Source organism: Pseudoxanthomonas mexicana (genome assembly GCF_001556105.1).
GTDB classification, from domain to species: Bacteria; Pseudomonadota; Gammaproteobacteria; order Xanthomonadales; family Xanthomonadaceae; genus Pseudoxanthomonas_A; species Pseudoxanthomonas_A mexicana_A.
In genome coordinates, this window is sequence record NZ_LSIF01000092.1 from 1 (window position 1) to 17,317 (window position 17,317).

The window sequence follows — 17,317 nt, forward strand, 5'->3', positions numbered from 1 at the left end:
CCATGCGGAACAAAGTCTCTACTTTACGTTGGCCCAGTTCTCTGGGGGTGGGTCAGGCGCGTCTGCGAAGATCTCGCAAGCCCCCATTGGCTCCAGAAAGCTCCGCAGCGCATCGGTCATGGCGTTGTCTGTCATTGCCGCTTGCCCGCGGTTGAGAAGCGGATAAACAGTGTCACGTACGAAGCTGGACGGCATACCAGGTAGCGGATCTCGCTCCGCATAGAAGACATGCTCGGCGTCCTCACTGATTAGAGCCAAGCTGACGAGCTCACGAAGCGCATCGTTGGCCCATTCGCTGTCAAGAAACAGCCTGATCATGGCCCATACCGCTCGGCCAGAGCGGCCTCCAGTCTTCTAAGCGTCCGGCATCTCCCAAGTCTCGCTCGCAATGCACCAGCTGCGGCCGCATGGCCTCCGGCCAACCCGTGGCATCGTCATCGATGGCCAACCAGTGGCTCCCTTGGTAGGAGCGGACATTCTGCAGATACCAAGAGATCTCTTCCCAGCGCGATCTGGTCTTCGTAGTAGACGGCAGATGGTGATACACGGCATCTACCACTCGATCTGCGACAGGCACCGGAAGCAACTGCCTTAGTTCGTCCAAAGTACGGCCTTTTCCCCAAGCCGAAGAGACCACGATCTCCAGATGTTCCAGAAAGGGCGAAAGAACTGAAGCCAGAGCAGATGCATGCAGGAAGAAGGGGCCCGCGTAAGGCGTTGGGCCAAAGGTGACCTCAAGCTGCCAGTCATTGAAGGGAGCGGAAGTCCATAGCGGATGCAGCACGCCGTCAAAATCGAGAAACAGAACGGCGTTCATCCGGGTGGGCGCTTCGGTCGAAGGCGCAGCATGTGCATGGTTCTCGCCCACTCAGGGGCGTCTACCCTTCCGGCCACCACCAGCCACGCGATTCGCAAAGCTTCTGCGTCAACCAGTGCATGATGGCGCCGGGCGGAGGCCGCCGGATGCGCCGCAAAGTAGTCCTCAATTATCATTCCCAGCGCACCTTCCTTCAGCATTCTAGTCATCACGGGCTGCGGGATTGGTCCACACGCCGCAGCCTGATCGTCTGAAAGGTCGAACCCTGCGATCACATACTGCAGAAGTGCTAGATCATTGGGATAGTCAGCCAACACGATCGGATCTGTGACAGCGCTCAGAAAGGCGCGCAGGCCGGTCGTCATGGCTTGGTCTGTCATACGCCACCTGCCGCGCTCGAGCAGGGGATAGACAACCGATCACACGAAGTCGGTGGCTACATCAGGCAAAGGGTCGCGCTCAGCGTAGAACCGATGGATTCCGTCTTCAGTGATGAGCGCCAGGCTCACCAGCTCAGAGCCCGTCGGATCCGCCCATTCGGTATCAAGGAATAGGTAGGTCATGGCTTCAGCTTGACGTGTACTTCTTCGGCCAGATCACTGTTGCCCCCTTAACCATCTCCGGCTGGATGAAATGCGTATAGGTGGGAGGCTTTCGCCCCTCGATTACGTCCAGGCGATCAAGCTCCTTGGTCCTGGCAATCATCTCTTGGACAAGAAGCCACTGGCCTTCTTCAGTCAGGCACCAGCCACCACGCACTTCGTCATAGACGATGTGCGAAAGGTAGTCTTCGGGATCTAAGACGGGCATAAGCAACCCCAGTGAGAGGTATGGTGCCCCTGGCCGGACTCGAACCGGCACAAGCCGCTTATCTGGCGCTGACGGGTTATAAAACCGCTGCTGTAACCATTGAGCTACAGGGGCTGATCAGTCGACTGATCAGCCAAGTATTCGAAGCGCGCGGTTGACGGAGTTCACGGGACCAAATCTAACAAGTCTCGCGCACAAATCAACCGCAACCAGCGCTTGCTTTGATTGGACGCCAAACGACTTCCGATGCCCTCGAACCCGGATCAAAACACCATAGTTGCCACAGCTTGGCGCCGTTGGCGCAGCAACTATGCCGTTCGCAGTGCTGCAACTTTGCTGTTCTGTCTACGCAAGTGGGGAAGTTCCCATCACAATCTTATAATTTATGTACTGGTCAGTTTTATATTCAGGGGGTGTTGTGAGCTGAAGCGGATACTTCGCCCACCGTCACTCCCCCGAAGCGACGGACACACAACAACAAGAGAGAAACACCCCATGAAGAAGTCTTTGCTTGCCTTGACCCTGCTGGCTGCCACTCCCTTCGCCGCATCCGCTGCAGAAGGCGTGTCCTACAACTACGTGGACGGCGGCTATGTCGCATCCAATCTCAGCAATGGCCTTCCCGATGCCGATGGTTGGGGCCTGAAGGGCTCCGTCGCCATCGCGCCAAATTTCCACATCTTCGGCGACTACACCTCGCAGAAGTTCGACAACATCAATTCAGACATCGATAACTGGCGCGTGGGCCTCGGTTACAACCACGAGATCAGCCAGCGCGTCGACTTGCTGACGCGCGTTGCCTATGAGCGCTACGAGCTACCTTTCAATAATTTGACGGGCTATAGCGCCGAGGTCGGCGTGAACAGCTCGCTCACCAATCGTGTCAATGGTTACGCTCTGGCTGGATACGAAGACACCGATCTCTATAACGGTGAGTTTTATGGCCGCCTCGGCGCACAGGTGAAGTTCACGCCGAACTGGAGTGCTTCCGCCGACGTCAAGCTGATCGATGGCGACACCCAGTGGTTCGTAGGTCCGCGTTTCACCTGGTAATCCGCGACAACGGTCCCCCGCGACGCGTCCTCTCTCCCCGCGTCGCACCCAAAGCCCGGCCCCAAGGCCGGGCTTTTCTTTGCCTGTGGGAAAGCGCTAAAGAGAAAGCCCGGCGTTGCCGGGCTTGTCTAATCGCGCACTGATGCGCCTCACTTGAACAATGTTTCCGGATACTCCGGCTTCTGTTCGCGCGAAAGCAGATGCTGCAGCCCTGCCGCCGGCGTGAGATCGCCATGCAGCACCGCACGTACGGCACTCGAAATGGGAAGGTCGATGCCATGGCGCTCCGCCTGGCGCATCACTTCGTCGGCGGTCTGCACCGACTCGACCACCTGGCCGATCTCGCGCACGGCATCCTGCAGCGACTGGCCCCGGCCAAGCGCCAAGCCCAGGCGCCGGTTGCGCGACAGGTCGCCGGTACAGGTCAGCACCAGATCGCCGAGCCCGGCCAGTCCCATCAGGGTTTCCGGCTTGGCGCCGATGGCGGCCGACAGACGCAACATCTCGTTGAGTCCGCGCGTGATCAGGCCGGCACGGGCATTGAGGCCCAGTTGCATGCCATCGGATACGCCGGTCGCCACGGCAAGTACGTTCTTCATCGCGCCGCCGAGTTCGGCACCGACCATGTCATCGCCGGTGTAGGCACGGAATGCCGGCCCGTGCATCACGTCGGCCACCGACTGCGCGAAGTCCGCATCGGCGCCATGCACGGTCACTGCGGTCGGCAGGCCGAGTGCGACTTCCTTGGCGAATGAGGGACCGGTGACGACGGCGATCGGCACGTCAGGACCGAGGACCTTCTCGGCGACTTCGTGCAGGAAACGACCGGAGCCGGTTTCGAACCCCTTGGTCGCCCATGCCACACCCGCTTTGGCAGGACGCAGCGGGGCCAGCGTGCGAAGGGTTTCGGTGAAGGCATGCGAGGGCACGACCACCAGCACCTGATCGGCATCGGCGAGCGACGCGGCCAGGTCGGTGGTGGCACCCAAGGTGTCCGGCAACGCGATGCCGGGCAGGTAGCGGGTGTTCTCGTGCCGGCCGTCGATGGCGGCCGCGACCACCGGGTCGCGACCCCACAGGGTGACATGGTGCCCGTGCCGCGCCATCAGCGCGGCCAAGGCCGTCCCCCACGATCCGGCGCCAAGCACCGCGATCTTCAGCACATCGGTGGATTTCGGGTCAGACATCCGTCACCCCTGTGTGCGGCGTCGCCGCCCTGACGGGACCGTGCACCGGCAATCAGGCGTTGCCAGCCGGTTCCGAGTTGGCCAGGCTGGCGTCGCCGCCCTGTGCACGCTGGCGCAGCGATTCGGCGTACAGCGCTTCGAAGTTGATCGGCTGCAGGAAGAACGGCGGGAAGCCTCCGGCCTGCACCAGGTCGCTGACCAGCTGGCGCACGTACGGAAACAGGATGTTCGGGCACTGGGTGCCGAGCAGCACGTCCACGGCCTGCGGCTCCAGCCCGATCAGGCCGAAGATGCCCGCCTGCTGCACTTCCGCCACGTACGCGGTCTTGTCGCCGGCCTTGCAGGTCAGGGTCACGCCCAGCACCACTTCGAAGGCGTTCTCGCCCAGGCGCTGCACGCGCTGGTTGAGGTTGAGCTGCAGTTCCGGCTGCACGTTTTCGGCGAACACGGCCGGGGCGCCGGGGGCTTCGAAGGAAACGTCCTTGACGTAGATCTTCTCGACAGTGAAAGCGGGGCCAGCGGCTTCGGCGGCGGGCGCGACCGCGCCGTTGGTGATCTCGTCGGACATTTCTTTGACTCCGGAATCTGGATTGCAGCGGTGAATGGAAACTATCTCATGGCGACATGCGGGGCCCGGTTCAAGGGCGGGTGCGCGGCCACCGGGGAATCAGCGACCCTTGACCAGCGGCAGATCGGCCTGCTGCCAGGCGGCGATACCACCCTCCAGCGCGTAGACCTTCTCGAACCCGGCCTTCTTCAGCCGCTTGGCGGCGCCGCCGGACGCCTGCCCGGTGCGGCAGACCAGCACGACGGGCTGGGACTTGGCCCCGGCCAGCAGCTTGTTGTCGGGGTCGAAGTTGCTGGGCAGCACGTTGCGACTACCCGCGATATGGCCCTTCTCGAAGTCGTTGCTCGCCGACAGGTCCACGACCAGGGCGTTTTCGCTGTTGACCAACTGGGTCAGCTCGGCGGGGCGCAACGTCTTGTAGCCGCGGAAGAGGCGCGCGATCTCGGTATAGACGATGGCGACCGTCAGGCCGACGAGGGCCAGCGACAGCATCTGGTTGAAGGGAGAACGGGTGGCGAAAGCCAGGATTTCTTCGAAATTCACAAGGTTGGCGATCTTCGAGTGGGCGGCGATTGTCGCACAGGACGCCATCCGGCCGCCGGTCGCTTATTCCCCGTTCCACAGGTCCGGCAGGCCCACCACCAGCCACCAGCGCTTGGACTCCGCGTCCCATCGCCAGCGCTCGCGGTATCGCAGGGTGCGCTCGGCCATGGTGTGCTTGTTGATCACGCGCAGCTCGACGGCCCGCTCGACGGTGCCGTCCGGGCCTGAGCTGATCGACAGGTCCCGGTAACCGGAAATCTGCACCTGCTGGTAGCGCTCGAACTCCAGCTCGGTCATCGGATGCTCGGCCCTGTACGCCGGATCGACCGCCTTCCAGGCATTGTCGAAATCGCCCCAGCGGATGGCGGTCGCGTAGGCATCCTGCACTTCCAGCAGCCGGCCGCGCTGCAGGCGGTTCTGGGCTGCGGCAGGCACGAGCATCAGCAGCAATCCGGCCGCCAACAGCATTTTCCCGATCATCCGCATGGCATTCCCCCGGTCATGGCCGCATGCTACCGCTTCGCGATGGCGACGAACCGCCCGCTCAGCGTGGTGGCCATACCGCCTTCAGGCAGCCGTACGCAGGCGTCTACCTGGATCCGCGCCCGGCCGCGCTGCACCAAGGTGTCGATGAAGGTCTCCAGCGACTGGCCGTCGGCAAAGGCCGCGTCCGCCGCCAGGTCGCCGTAGAGCGGCGCGAGATAGCGGATCTGGCTGTCCGCCACGTAGACCTCGGCCTTCAGGCCGGCCAGCCGCAGCTTCAGCGTCACCAGCCCCCAGCCGGCGATGGTCATCAGCGACGTCAGGCTGCCACCGAACGCGTTGCCCTTGTCGTTGACGTTCGCGGCAAGCGGCGCGGTCAGCCGCAACGCTTCGCCATGAAAGCTATCGACCTCCACCCGCATCGCCGCCACCGGCGGCATGGCGAGGCAGTACTCACGCAGTTCCTGCAAGGCTTCTTCCGGACTCATCACTCATAATCCGCGCATGGGACATCCAACGCCGCCGGCATGGTACGTCATCTCGCTGCGGCCCCAGGGCGGCCACGACGCGCTCAGGCGTGCCGCACGACGCCATGGCGCGGGACTCCTGGCGCTGTCGCCGTGGCGTATCCGTCGGTGCGACGACACAGCCACGCGGGACGCCCTGCGCGCTGCGCTTGCCTGCCCGATCGTCGTATTCACCAGCCCTGCCGCCGTTGCCGCCGCACAGACATTGCAGCCTCTGGAGGCGCATCCAGGCCAGACCTGGCTGGCGGTGGGCGCCGGCACCGCGGCTGCGTTGCGCCGCGCGGGCATCGACCGGGTGTCCTTCCCTGCGCGCATGGACAGCGAAGGCCTGTTGGCGCTGCCCGACTTGTCCGACATCCGCGGCGTCGGACTGGGCTTCGTTACCGCACCCGACGGACGCAACCTGTTGGTGCCGACGCTGGAAGCACGCGGCGCGGACGTTCATCGCGCGGAGGTATACCGTCGCGAACCCACGCCGCTGGGCACTCGCGCGCTCGATGCGTTCGCTGACCTGCAGGCACCCGCCTTCCTGCTTCTGAGCAGTGGCGGTGCTCTGCAACACGTCCTGGATCAGTTTCCCGCGTCCCTCGCCTCACGATTGAAGACGGTGCCGGTGGTGGCCGCGAGCCAACGCCTGGTCGACACCGCGCACGCTGCCGGCTTCATCCACGTCATCCTCGCCGACGGTCCGCGCCCGGCCCAGTTGATGAAGGCGGCGTGCACGATCCGGTCCACCCGCATCCGGTAGCATCTGCGGCGTCCATCACGTTTCACCTGCCGCCAAGGAAGCCTGTGAACGACCCATCCTCCCTTTCGCCCCGCCCGGGCCATCGCACGCGACTCGTCGTCGCTGCGCTGGCGGTGCTCGTCGTCGGCATCGGTGCATGGCGCGGATGGAGTTGGTGGCAAGCACGCAGCGCACAGCAGCAGACCGCCCAATCGGTGGCAGCCCAGCGCCTGGAAGCCCTGGAGTCACGCACCGACGCACTGCGCCGCGATCAGCGCGCGCAGGCGCAACGCCTGTTGGATGCCGCGGCCACCAACCGCGTGCTGCGCGATGAAGTGCTCGGCCTCGGCCAGCGCGGCGCCCTGCTGGAAGAAAGCGTGGCCAAGCTCAGCGATCCCACCCGGCATGGCGCGCAAGCGCTGCGGCTCGACGAAGTGGAACTGCTGCTTTCGCAGGCGGCGCAACGCCTGGATATTGCACATGACGTCGCAGGCGCACGCCGTGCGTATGCGCTGGCTGCGGGTGCGCTCGACGGCATCGACGACCACCGGCTGCTCAACCTGAAACAGACGCTGGCGCAGGAACGCATCGCCGTGGATGCGTTGGGTGCGGGCCCACACGCCGATGCACTCGGGCGGCTGGGTGCCATTGCCGCTGCACTGCCCGGCCTGCCGCGCGAACGTATCGCGACCATGGACACACCTTCACGTCCGGCGTGGCAGCGCTGGCTGGCACCCCTGGTCGACGTCCGTGCCACGCGCGACACCACGTTGGTGGCACCGGATGCCCGCACGGCCGCCGACGCAGCACTGCAGATCGACATCGGCCTCGCGCGGGCCGCCGTGGAACGCGATGACGATGCGGGCTATCGCGCCAGTCTGGCGCGCATCGACGCCTGGCTGCCGCAGTTGTGGCCGGATTCACCGGAACGACGTCGGGTTCACGCGCAATTGCGCACTTTGCAGGCGACATCGGCGCCGGCGCGCCCGAATGAACTCGGCAGCACGCTGCAGCAGTTGCGCGCACTGCGCAATGCCGGCCTGAGGCTGCAGGTGCCGACGACACCCGCCGAAACGCCGGAGGTAGCGCCATGAAGCCATTCCGCACCGTGGTGCTCCTGCTGTTGCTGCTGCTGGCAGGCGTGCTGGCATCGCAATGGATGGCGAGCACCGATCGCGACCTGGGCGAGGTCTTTGTTCGCTTCGCCGGTTACGACCTGCACACCAACGTGCCGCGCGCGCTGCTGTCGCTGCTGCTCGTCGGCGGCGCGGCATGGCTGCTGTGGCGCCTGTTGACGCTGCCGTTCCGCGCATGGGGACGCCACCGTCGCAAGCAGGCGCGCGCGCGCCTCATCGATGGACTGGATGCGCTGCATGCCGGGCATTGGCAGAAGGCGGAGAAGTTGCTTGAGCGAGCCGCGGACGACGATGAAGTCGGCGCGATCGCGCGCGTGGCCGCCGTGCGCGCGGCGCAGGCCCGTGGCGACGACGCGGCGGTGCAACGCCATCTCATCGCCTTGCGCGAACGATCCGCGCAGGCGCATGCGGTCACCGCGGCACAGATCGCGCTCGACGCGGGACAGCCGCAGAACGCGCTGGTCTTGCTGGATGCTGCCGGCGTGCAGCCGTTGCCGCCGCGCGGCCTGGCGCTGCGCACCGAAGCACTGGCCGGCACCGCCCGGGCGGGCGAGGCCTACGGCTTGCTGGGCGCACTGAAGCAGCAGCAGGCACTCGCGCCCGCCGCATTCGACGCGATGGAGATCCGGCTGGCGGCGCAGTCGTTGCACGAAGCCACCGACCCCAATGTACTGGCCGAACGCTGGGAAATGCTGACCAAGCCGCTGCGCCTGCAAGCCGTCGTCGTGGCGGCTTATGCGGAGCGTGCCGCTGCGCTGCGTTGGGAAGACGCGGCGACGCGCAGCATCGAGCAGGCCCTGGAATCGCACTGGGACGAGAGCCTGGTCGCGCTATACGGTCGCCTGCCGGTGGGCAAACTGGATTCGCGGCGCGCCAGCGCCCAGCACTGGCTACAGGCGCACCCGGCCAGTCCCGCCCTGCTGGTCACCCTGGGGCGGCTCGCCCGTCTCCAGGGACAATGGACGACATCGCAGGACTTTCTTCATCGCGCCGTTGCGCAGGGCGCTGGCGTCGAGGCATGGGAAGAACTGGGCACCGGCTTCGATGAAGCCGGCGATGCCGCATCGGCGCAGCAATGCCGCGCCAATGCGGTGAAAGCCCTGCGGGGTGAGCCGCCTGCGCGGCTGTCGGGACGCGACATCAAGCAGGCGATCCGCGACGAGGCCGTCATCGAGGAGCGCGACGCCCACGGCCTGCCGCGCCTCAAGGACTGACGGTCAGCCGGCGACGGGCTTCCTGCGCCAGCGCCGCCACCCGATCACCACCGCCAGCACGACCAGCCACAGCGGCCACAGGGCCGACAGCGCCACGACGGCCTGCTGGCCGCCGCGCCAACCGACGGCCAGCGCATCGCCCAACTGGCGGAAGAAGCCGGGGCCGTTGTCGCGGAACACGGCGTCCACGTCGACCCGCTCGCGCGTGCGGATCTGCACGTCCTGGCTGAGCGACAGCGTGATGGTGCTGAACGCCACGCGGTCTTCGAACTCCTTCTGTGCGATCACCGCCTCATCGCGACTCGTGCGTGCGTCGCCCCGCGCCTGGATGGCGTCCGCCTTGTCGCCCAGTTTTCCGCCCGCCTGCACGGCAGCGCCAAGCTCCTGCTGTGCATCCTGCGCGCGTTGCCGCGCGAGCTGCTGGCGCAACAGGTCGAACTGCGCGTCGCGTGCGTTGAAGTTGCGGCTGTCGAGGAATTCCATCTGCGACGCAATGGCGCGCAGGAACACCTGCGTGCGCTCGCTGGGCACGCGCACCGTCAACGCGCCCTGCAGCCGGTACTCGGCAAGCTCCAGCCGCTTGCCATTGCCGATCGACCGGCTCTGCACGCGCTGCACCTGTGCCTGGATGTCGTTGTCGACGACGAATCCACCCTGCTTCGCGACCTCGTCCTCGATCGCCAGCGCCGTGCGGTAGACGTCCTTGACCTGGAAGTCCGCCGCGGCGGTACGGATGAAGCGGCGTTGCGGATCGGTCTGCACCAGGGCATCGGATGTCAATTGCGAGGGCGACACGCCCGGCACTTCAACGCTTTTCTGCAATGCCGGTGCCGGTGCCGCCGCATCGGCCGCTACCTCTGCCATGGCAGGCTCGGACGCGGACGCCATCTCGGCGTCGGCGGGCGCCATTTCGTGTTTGCTGCACGACACCGCCAACACCGAGAGGATCAAGACGGGGACAACGCGATACATCCTTGGCCTGCGCATGGAAGCTCCGAACGGAAGGGTGATGGCCGACAGGCCGGCCAGACGTCCAACGCACGGCGCCGCCCACCGGGGTTGGCCGACATCATTCCACGCCGGGGCGGCTCGTGGCAGGCCGACACCCATGTGACAATCGGATCGCCTCACTCGCGGTGACGTCCGATGCATCGACTCCTTCGCATTTCACTGCTCCTCTTCGCGCTGGCTTCCACGGCCGCGCACGCGAAGACCCCCTTGGCGAGGGGAACGGGAGGTGCTGCCGCCACGATCAGCGAGCAGGCCACGCAATCCGCGATCACGATCCTCGACCAGGGCGGTAACGCCATCGATGCCGCCGTCGCGGCCGCCGCCACGCTGGGCGTGACCGATCCTTTCAGCTGCGGCATCGGCGGTGGCGGCTTCATGGTCGTGTACCTGGCGAAAGACCGGCGCGTGATCACGATCGACCATCGCGAGACGGCGCCGGCCGCCACCACGCCGACCCTCTTCATCGAAGACGGCAAGGAGATGGAGTTCGACACAGCCGTCGCCAGCGGGCTTTCCGTCGGCGTGCCCGGCACCGTGCGTGGCTGGGACGAGGCGCTGCGGCGCTACGGCACGATGTCGTTCGAGCAGGTGCTCGCGCCGGCGATCGACGTGGCGGAGCGGGGTTTCCGTATCGACGCGAACTTCTCGACGCTGGTGGCGCGGAACGAAGGCAAGTTCGCCCGCTTCCCGGCGGCTGCGGCGCTCTACCTGCAGAACGGCAAGGCGATCCGGCCCGGCACCTTGCTGCGCAATCCCGATCTCGCAGGCACGTATCGCCTGCTGGGGCGCGACGGCGTGGATGCGTTCTACGATGGCCCGTTGGCGGATGCCATCGTCGCCACGGTCAACCGGCCACCGACCGCGCCCGGCGAGTCGGTGCGCGGCAGTCGGATGACGCTGGCGGACCTGGCCAACTACGAGGCGCGCCTGCGCCTGCCGGTGCATTCCACCTACCGCGGCTACGACCTGTACGGCATGCCGTTGCCGAGCAGTGGCGGCGTGACCGTATTCGAAGCGCTGAACCTGCTGGAAGGCTACGACCTGGCGTCGATGTCGCGCGCGCAGGTCGAGCATCTCTATCTGGAAGCGAGCCGCCTGGCGTTCGCCGACCGTGACGCGTACCTGGCCGATCCCGAGTTCGTCGATGCACCCGTGGCCGGCCTGCTGAGCAAGGACTACGCGACGCAACGTCGTACGTTGATCGACGCGGCCAGCGCTGCATCAGGCCCCGTGCCTGCGGGCGACCCCTACCCGTTCCAGCGGGATCCCAGCCAGCCGCTGCGGCCGACAACGCGCGTGCCGCAACCCGAGAGTGCGCACACCACGCATCTCACCGTCTCCGACAAGGACGGCAACGTCGTGGCCTATACCTTCACCATCGAAGACTGGGGCGGCAGCGGCATGGTCGTGCCGGGCTACGGCTTCCTGCTCAACAACGAACTCACCGATTTCGACTTCACCGCGCCGCACCCGAACATCCCCGAACCCGGCAAGCGACCGCGCAGCAGCATGACGCCGACGATCGCGCTGAAGGACGGCAAGCCCGCGTTCTCGATCGGCAGTCCGGGCGGCTCGACGATCATCACGACGGTACTGCAGACCATCGTCAATTACATCGACCTGGGCATGCCGATGGACCAGGCCATCGATGCGCCGCGGATGTCGCAGCGCAATGGCGGCACGACGGATCTCGAACCCGGATTCGCGAGCACTATGCAGGCGAAAGCACTCGTTGCCCGCGGGCAGCGCTGGTCGGATCAGCCGGAAGAAATCGGCGCCGCGAATGCGCTGGTGTTCAATGCCGATGGCACGGTGACCGCGGTGAGCGAAGGCCATCGGCATGGGGTCGGCAGTGCGCAGGTGCAGAAGCCTGCGCAGGACGAAACCCGCTAGACAGGCGGGTCAATCCGACTCACCGGAAGGACTTCGCTTGGATGAACCGTGGTTCGACAACCTAATTGTCGATGGTGGTGACCTTCGCATGGATGACGCACCCGCCACGTGAGATCAGGTAACCGCCGAATCCCCAGAAGCCGCCGCCGGCGAGCTCAGCACTGAAATGAAACTCATGCACCACGTCAGCGTCCTCGATGCCGCGCAGTGCCGACGGCGAGAATCGCTGCCTCGCATCGAGCATGCGTGCCGAATGGGATTCCGAGACGGACATGCGCTTGCGAAGTTGCTCGACGGTGCCGCCCGGGCACTGCTGGGTCGGGGTGATCATGGAGCGAAGGTCCCCATACCAGGTCCGCGGATCAGATGGCAGGACAACGTCCTTGCCCGCGGAGACTGCAGAACTACCTAGCAACAACCCAAGCAGTGTCCAGCGCCACGGCGACATTGCTCTTTCGCCTACCGCTCGATGATCGCCACCACGCCCATGCCGCCAGCGGTGCAGATGGACACCAGCGCGCGACCACCACCGCGCTGCTTCAGCTCCTTCGCCACGGTGGCGACGATGCGCGCACCGGTCGCGGCGAACGGATGGCCCGTTGCCAGCGAGGAGCCGTTCGGATTCATCTTGGCTGGGTCGATCCTGCCGAGCGGCGCGTCCAGACCCAGGCGGTTGCGGCAGTAGTCTTCGCTTTCCCACGCACGCAGCGTGCACAGCACCTGCGCGGCGAAGGCTTCGTGGATCTCGTAGATGTCGAAATCCTGCAGCGTCAGGCCGTGGCGCTTGAGCATCTCCGGCACCGCCACCGTCGGCGCCATCAGCAGGCCTTCGCCATGGACGAAGTCAACCGCGGACACCTGCGCGTCCTTCAGGTAGGCCAGCGGCTCATGGCCGTGCGCCTGCGCCCACTCGTCGCTGGCCAGCAGCACCGCGGCGGCGCCGTCGGTCAGCGGCGTGGAATTGGCGGCGGTCAGCGTGCCGCGGCCGGACACCTTGTCGAACGCCGGCTTCAGCGTCGCCAGCTTTTCCAGCGACGTGTCGGCGCGCAGGATGTTGTCGCGTTCCAGGCCACGGAACGGCGCGATCAGGTCGTCGAAGAAGCCGCGCTCGTACGCAGCGGCGAGCTTCTTGTGCGAGGCCACGGCCAGCTCATCCTGCGAATCGCGCGAGATGCTCCACTCCTTCGCCATGTCCTCGCAGTGCTCGCCCATGCTCTTGCCGGTACGCGGCTCGGCCACACCGGGGAACTCGGGCTTCAGCTCGCCGAACTTGAAGCCGCTGACCAGCGCCTTCAGCTTGTCCTGCGTGGTCTTGGCGCGGTTGGCGGCCAGCAGGCGCGCGCGCAGCTTCTTGCCGTAGACGATCGGCACTTCGGAGGTGGTATCCGAACCGCCGCCGATACCGGACTCGATCTGGCCCAGCGCGATCTTGTTGCCGATGTGGATGATCGTGTCGAGGCTGGTGCCGCAGGCGCGCTGCAGGGTGATGCCCGGCGTCAGCGGCGACAGGCCGGACGACAGCGCGGCTTCGCGGCCCAGGTTCCAGTCGGAGGAATGCTTGATCACCGCGCCCATCGCCACTTCGCCCAGCTGCTGGCCGTGCAGGCCGAAGCGCTCGACCAGCGCACCCAGCGTACGCACCGACATGCCCAGGTTCCCCACATCCGCGTAGGCCGTGTTCTGGCGGCAGAACGGAATGCGGACGCCGCCGAGGATGGCGACGGGACGGGGAGCGGGCATGGGGACCTCTGTGCGGATGGCGACGATGGGAGGGTGAAGATGCGCCTGCGTACGGCAGGCATAATGGGGGAGTGTAATGCGCCCCTCCACCGCCTCCAACCGCTGACATGACTCGATCCACAACCAGTCCCGTCGTCATGGGCGTGATCGCCCTCGAACTGGCGGCCGGCAGCACGCCACAGCGTGCGGCGCTGTCCGCAGCCGAGGCGAGCGGACTGGCGGAAAAGCTGGGGCGCGACCTCGCCACGCACGCGCCGCAGGTACGTGACCTGGATCTCATCTTCGCCGCGGCGCATTTCGACCCGGCAGAGGCGTTGCGGCCCGGCTGGTCGCTGCACCAGCGCCTGCGCGAGCTGCATCAGCGCGCACCAGGCCGCGGTGAAGGCGCGCGCATCATCGCCCTGGGCGCGGACGACACCGGTGACATCCCGATGCCATTGCAGGCGGACGACGGCCTCCGCGGCGGCCCGCTGCGCGTGGTGCCGTTCCTGCTCAGCGGCGATGACCATACGGTTGAAGCGGTACGCGAACGGTTGGAGGCGGTGTTGCTGGAAACCGGCATGGCCCAGGCCGATACCGCCCTGCTGGCGCAGACCGCGTTCGGTGCGCAGATCGAGCATGCGCGCTACATGACCCTGCACGACCTCGCGGCGATGACCGCGATGCAGTACGACCACGGCGGCCTCGGCGCGCTGTGGCCGGTGATCGAGACCGCACTGATGGCGCCCACCGACGAGCAGTGGCTGGACGCACCGCCGGAGCCGCTGCTGCGCTATGCAGAGGGCGAAGTGCATATCGCGCTGTTCGAACCGGTCGCCTGGCGTGCGCGCTATGCGGCGCAGGACGCTACCGACGAGCGCCTGGAGCGCGCCTACCAGCATTTCCAGGCCCGCCAGCAGCAGATCGCCGCGGTTCTGGAGGCGCATGGCATCCCGGTGACGTTCGCGCATTGCCGCTCCGCCACCGATCCGCACGCCGAACTGCGAGTCTGAGCCTTCTCCCCGTGGCGCGACGCGATGCGGTGACGATCCGCATCGCGCCGTGCCGGCCGCCGCTTACAGGTCGATGCCGAAGCCGCCGCCCACCGAGGATTCGCCACTGCTGAAGCTGGCGCCCAGCGAGAACGAACTGCGACTGCCGACCCGCTTGCCATAGCCGATCGACACCGCCCCCTGGCCGCCCTGCGCACCCACGCCGACCGCAAGCCGGCCCTTGCCCGCGCCACCGTTCGCCGCGTTGACCGCCATGTGCGTCATGGCGGCGCCCATCGCGCCGATCCGGTCGATGCGGCGGTCGGTCTTCGCGAAGCGCACATTCATGTCGGTGCGCAGCGCGTTGAAGTCGTCATCCCACCCTCCCAGCACGATCTGCGAGATGCGCCGGTCGGTGTAGCTGTTGGCCTGGTTCAATGTTTCGGTGGCGACCTCGTCGGTGTACTCCGTCATCTGGCCCACGTTCACCGCGTCGGTGGCTTCGGTGCCCGCGGCGACGTTCGTGATCTGGCGTTCGTTGCCGGCGCTGCCGACGGAGACCGTGTAGTCACGGTCGGCGACCGCGCCGTGGCCGATGGCGGTGCTGCCCGTCGCCAGCGCCTGCGACTGGTAACCGAACGCCGAACTCTGGTTGCCACTGGCAGTGTTGCCGTAGCCGAACGCGCTGCTCTGCTCGCCGCTGGCGGTGTTGGCGGAACCCATGGCGCTGCTGTTGCCACCCTGGGCCACGTTGTAGCGACCCGCCGCGATGCCGCCTGCGCCGCTGGCGGTGTTGTCGTCGCCGAAAGCCATGCTGGACAGGCCGGTCGCCTCGTTGTTGATGCCGAAAGCCTGCGCGAACGTACCGCTGGTCACGTTGACCGCACCATACGCGCCACTCCAGTCCCCACTGGCCGTGTTGTTGATGCCGACGGCGGTGCTCTGCTCACCGCTGGCGGTGTTGCCCACGCCCAACGCCATCGCATCGGTGCCGCTGGCACCATCGCCGCTGTAGTTGATCGCGCTGCTGTCGCTGGAATTGATGCCGACGAAGTTGCTGGCGCCCCCCCCGACTCCGGGCTCGCCCTGCGGCCCTTGCAGGCCCGGCGCCCCGGCGGCTCCCGCAGCCCCCTGCGGACCGACCAGCGACGCCAGCCATTGCGACTCCGTGCCGACAAACCCGTTGTTGACGGCCACCTGGTAGGCGCTGGCGCCGGCCCCGCCACCGCCGCTGCCCAGCGCGGTGAGCCGGCTGTCCACGGCGCTGAAGGCCGCACCGACATTCGTGTAGCTCGTGCCCTGGATGACATAGCTGGGTGCGGTGAACACGCCGCCGCTGAAACCGGCACCACCGCCAAACCAGTCCGCCAGTGAACGCAGTTGACCGACGTTCGCCGCATCGGTGTCGGCGGTGCCGGCGGCGACATGGATGATCTGCCGCGGTGCGGCACTCGAACCCACGGCGACGGCGTAATCGCGGTCGGCGACCGCCTGGTAACCGATTGCGGTGCTGCCGATATTCAGTGCCTGGCTCTGGAAGCCGAAGGCGCTGCTGTAATTGCCCGTGGTGCGAACCCCCGTACCCACGGCCAGCGATGCCTCGCCGCTGGCAATCGCACCGTTGGAATAGGCATCCGGGATGCCATCGCCATCGATGTCCACGTTCGGCGCCGGGACGCCTTCACCCTGGAAGAACGTCGACATCGCAAGGCTGCCATTGCCCCAGGCGGTGGCGTAGTTGCCCAGCGCCGCACTTTGCTGGCCCTCTGCGCGGTTGTGTGCGCCCATCGCGCTGCTGCCGAAACTGTTGGCGGTGTTGGCGTAGCCGAGCGCGTTGCTGTCGCCGCCATTGGTGAGGTTGAGGTTGCCCAGCGCGCTGCTGCCATATCCGTTGGTGGTGTTGGAATGACCAATCGCATTGCTCAAGGTACCGCTGGCGGTGTTCCTGTAGCCCACGGCACTGGCCCGTACTCCGGCAGCGCTGTTGCCCACGCCGATCGCGCTGGAATAGTCGGCCGATGCCACCACGCCCGTGCCCAGCGCCACCGAGGATGTGCCGCTGGCGGTCGCGAATTCGTCCGCGGCATCTTCCGCGCCATCGCCATCACGGTCGTACCAGCCGGAGAACACGATGCTGCGCAGGCCGGTAGCCGTGCCCTGGTAACCGAACGCCGCGCTGAAGTCGCCACCTGCTGCATTGCTGAAACCGAATGCACTGCTGACCCTGCCGGTCGCCTGGTTCCACGCACCAAAAGCACTGGCCCAGTTCCCGGCCTGGTTCCTGAATCCGAAGGCGGTACTTTCCACCCCAGCCGCAATGTTGAGATTGCCGAACGCCGCCGATGTGAATCCACTGGCATTGTTCCGTTCGCCGTACGCGCTGGCGTCCGGCGTGCAGGTGGCGTTGTTGTCGCCATGCTCGTTGCCCTGGTCGGTGGACGGCGCAGGCGTGACCGGCGTGCCATCCGGATTCGTGCACGGGTCGTCGGCCCACGCCGGCGCGGCAATGGCGCCCAGCAGGGCCAGACACAGTGCGGACGGGACCAGCGAATGCCGGCGGCGGATCTTCGAATGGCGCATGGTCATGCTCCTCTCACAATGGTGTCGGCGGAATGCCGGCCCTGGACAGGTATGCGG

The 17,317-nt window shown here is 66.4% G+C and carries 20 protein-coding genes and 1 tRNA gene; 6 read left to right on the forward strand and 15 right to left on the reverse strand.

What is annotated here, in order from left to right; all coding sequences use genetic code 11:
* Positions 1–18: 18 nt before the first annotated feature.
* The 6 genes from AX730_RS15685 to AX730_RS15700 all read right to left on the reverse strand — a co-directional run bounded on the left by AX730_RS15685 (position 19) and on the right by AX730_RS15700 (position 1,741).
* A complete protein-coding gene (locus AX730_RS15685; protein ID WP_062358105.1) occupies positions 19–318 on the reverse strand; it encodes a hypothetical protein in 300 nt (99 codons plus the stop codon).
* Complete coding sequence (locus AX730_RS18965; RefSeq protein ID WP_157074297.1) at positions 299–817, reverse strand: HAD domain-containing protein; 519 nt, start codon at positions 815–817, stop codon at positions 299–301. The genes AX730_RS15685 and AX730_RS18965 overlap by 20 nt, the downstream gene beginning before the upstream one ends.
* Entirely contained in the window at positions 814–1,182 is a 369-nt protein-coding gene (locus AX730_RS15690; RefSeq protein WP_232310282.1) for a hypothetical protein, read from the reverse strand. The genes AX730_RS18965 and AX730_RS15690 overlap by 4 nt, the downstream gene beginning before the upstream one ends.
* Before the next feature lie 54 nt (positions 1,183–1,236).
* Entirely contained in the window at positions 1,237–1,380 is a 144-nt protein-coding gene (locus tag AX730_RS19425) for a 3'-5' exoribonuclease (RefSeq protein ID WP_232310283.1), read from the reverse strand.
* Positions 1,381–1,384: 4 nt separating this feature from the next.
* Positions 1,385–1,627 (reverse strand): hypothetical protein, encoded by a 243-nt coding sequence (locus AX730_RS15695; protein WP_062358107.1) that lies wholly within the window; start codon positions 1,625–1,627, stop codon positions 1,385–1,387.
* A gap of 21 nt (positions 1,628–1,648) precedes the next feature.
* Positions 1,649–1,741, reverse strand: a tRNA-Ile gene (locus AX730_RS15700).
* Positions 1,742–2,122: 381 nt separating this feature from the next.
* Between AX730_RS15700 and AX730_RS15705 the strand changes: the two genes are divergently transcribed.
* Entirely contained in the window at positions 2,123–2,680 is a 558-nt protein-coding gene (locus tag AX730_RS15705) for an outer membrane beta-barrel protein (RefSeq protein WP_062358108.1), read from the forward strand.
* Between the two features lie 149 nt (positions 2,681–2,829).
* Here AX730_RS15705 and AX730_RS15710 read toward each other — a convergent pair whose 3' ends face one another.
* The 5 genes from AX730_RS15710 to AX730_RS15730 form a co-directional block, all read right to left on the reverse strand.
* Entirely contained in the window at positions 2,830–3,867 is a 1,038-nt protein-coding gene (locus tag AX730_RS15710) for an NAD(P)H-dependent glycerol-3-phosphate dehydrogenase (RefSeq protein ID WP_062358110.1), read from the reverse strand.
* A gap of 52 nt (positions 3,868–3,919) precedes the next feature.
* Entirely contained in the window at positions 3,920–4,435 is a 516-nt protein-coding gene (gene secB / locus AX730_RS15715; RefSeq protein WP_062358111.1) for a protein-export chaperone SecB, read from the reverse strand.
* Between the two features lie 99 nt (positions 4,436–4,534).
* Entirely contained in the window at positions 4,535–4,978 is a 444-nt protein-coding gene (locus AX730_RS15720; protein WP_062358283.1) for a rhodanese-like domain-containing protein, read from the reverse strand.
* Between the two features lie 63 nt (positions 4,979–5,041).
* Entirely contained in the window at positions 5,042–5,464 is a 423-nt protein-coding gene (locus AX730_RS15725; protein ID WP_062358113.1) for a hypothetical protein, read from the reverse strand.
* A gap of 26 nt (positions 5,465–5,490) precedes the next feature.
* Positions 5,491–5,949 carry a YiiD C-terminal domain-containing protein gene (locus AX730_RS15730; RefSeq protein WP_062358115.1) on the reverse strand — a complete coding sequence of 153 codons (459 nt, stop codon included), beginning with the start codon at positions 5,947–5,949 and terminating at the stop codon, positions 5,491–5,493.
* Positions 5,950–5,965: 16 nt separating this feature from the next.
* Here AX730_RS15730 and AX730_RS15735 point away from each other — a divergent pair, with 16 nt between their 5' ends.
* The 3 genes from AX730_RS15735 to AX730_RS15745 are packed head-to-tail and all read left to right on the forward strand — an operon-like array spanning position 5,966 to position 9,065.
* Entirely contained in the window at positions 5,966–6,736 is a 771-nt protein-coding gene (locus tag AX730_RS15735) for a uroporphyrinogen-III synthase (protein WP_062358117.1), read from the forward strand.
* A gap of 44 nt (positions 6,737–6,780) precedes the next feature.
* Positions 6,781–7,809, forward strand: coding sequence for a uroporphyrinogen-III C-methyltransferase (locus tag AX730_RS15740; protein WP_062358118.1), 1,029 nt, complete (start codon positions 6,781–6,783; stop codon positions 7,807–7,809).
* A complete protein-coding gene (locus AX730_RS15745) occupies positions 7,806–9,065 on the forward strand; it encodes a heme biosynthesis HemY N-terminal domain-containing protein (RefSeq protein ID WP_062358120.1) in 1,260 nt (419 codons plus the stop codon). The genes AX730_RS15740 and AX730_RS15745 overlap by 4 nt, the downstream gene beginning before the upstream one ends.
* 3 nt (positions 9,066–9,068) lie before the next feature.
* Here AX730_RS15745 and AX730_RS15750 read toward each other — a convergent pair whose 3' ends face one another.
* Positions 9,069–9,929: a DUF4349 domain-containing protein gene (locus tag AX730_RS15750; RefSeq protein ID WP_198147219.1), complete on the reverse strand. Its 861-nt coding sequence runs from the start codon at positions 9,927–9,929 to the stop codon at positions 9,069–9,071.
* Positions 9,930–10,211: 282 nt separating this feature from the next.
* Between AX730_RS15750 and ggt the strand changes: the two genes are divergently transcribed.
* On the forward strand, positions 10,212–11,969 hold the full coding sequence (gene ggt / locus AX730_RS15755) for a gamma-glutamyltransferase (RefSeq protein WP_062358123.1): 1,758 nt from the start codon (positions 10,212–10,214) through the stop codon (positions 11,967–11,969).
* 61 nt (positions 11,970–12,030) lie between these two features.
* Here the strand turns inward: ggt and AX730_RS15760 are convergent, their stop codons facing one another.
* Positions 12,031–12,300 (reverse strand): hypothetical protein, encoded by a 270-nt coding sequence (locus AX730_RS15760; protein ID WP_062358125.1) that lies wholly within the window; start codon positions 12,298–12,300, stop codon positions 12,031–12,033.
* 128 nt (positions 12,301–12,428) lie between these two features.
* Positions 12,429–13,709, reverse strand: coding sequence for an acetyl-CoA C-acetyltransferase (locus AX730_RS15765; RefSeq protein WP_062358127.1), 1,281 nt, complete (start codon positions 13,707–13,709; stop codon positions 12,429–12,431).
* Between the two features lie 107 nt (positions 13,710–13,816).
* On the opposite strand from AX730_RS15765, the gene AX730_RS15770 reads away from it, so the two are divergent.
* Positions 13,817–14,701: a hypothetical protein gene (locus tag AX730_RS15770; protein WP_062358128.1), complete on the forward strand. Its 885-nt coding sequence runs from the start codon at positions 13,817–13,819 to the stop codon at positions 14,699–14,701.
* Positions 14,702–14,764: 63 nt separating this feature from the next.
* Here the strand turns inward: AX730_RS15770 and AX730_RS15775 are convergent, their stop codons facing one another.
* Positions 14,765–17,260 carry a hypothetical protein gene (locus tag AX730_RS15775; RefSeq protein ID WP_198147220.1) on the reverse strand — a complete coding sequence of 832 codons (2,496 nt, stop codon included), beginning with the start codon at positions 17,258–17,260 and terminating at the stop codon, positions 14,765–14,767.
* Between the last annotated feature and the right edge of the window lie 57 nt (positions 17,261–17,317).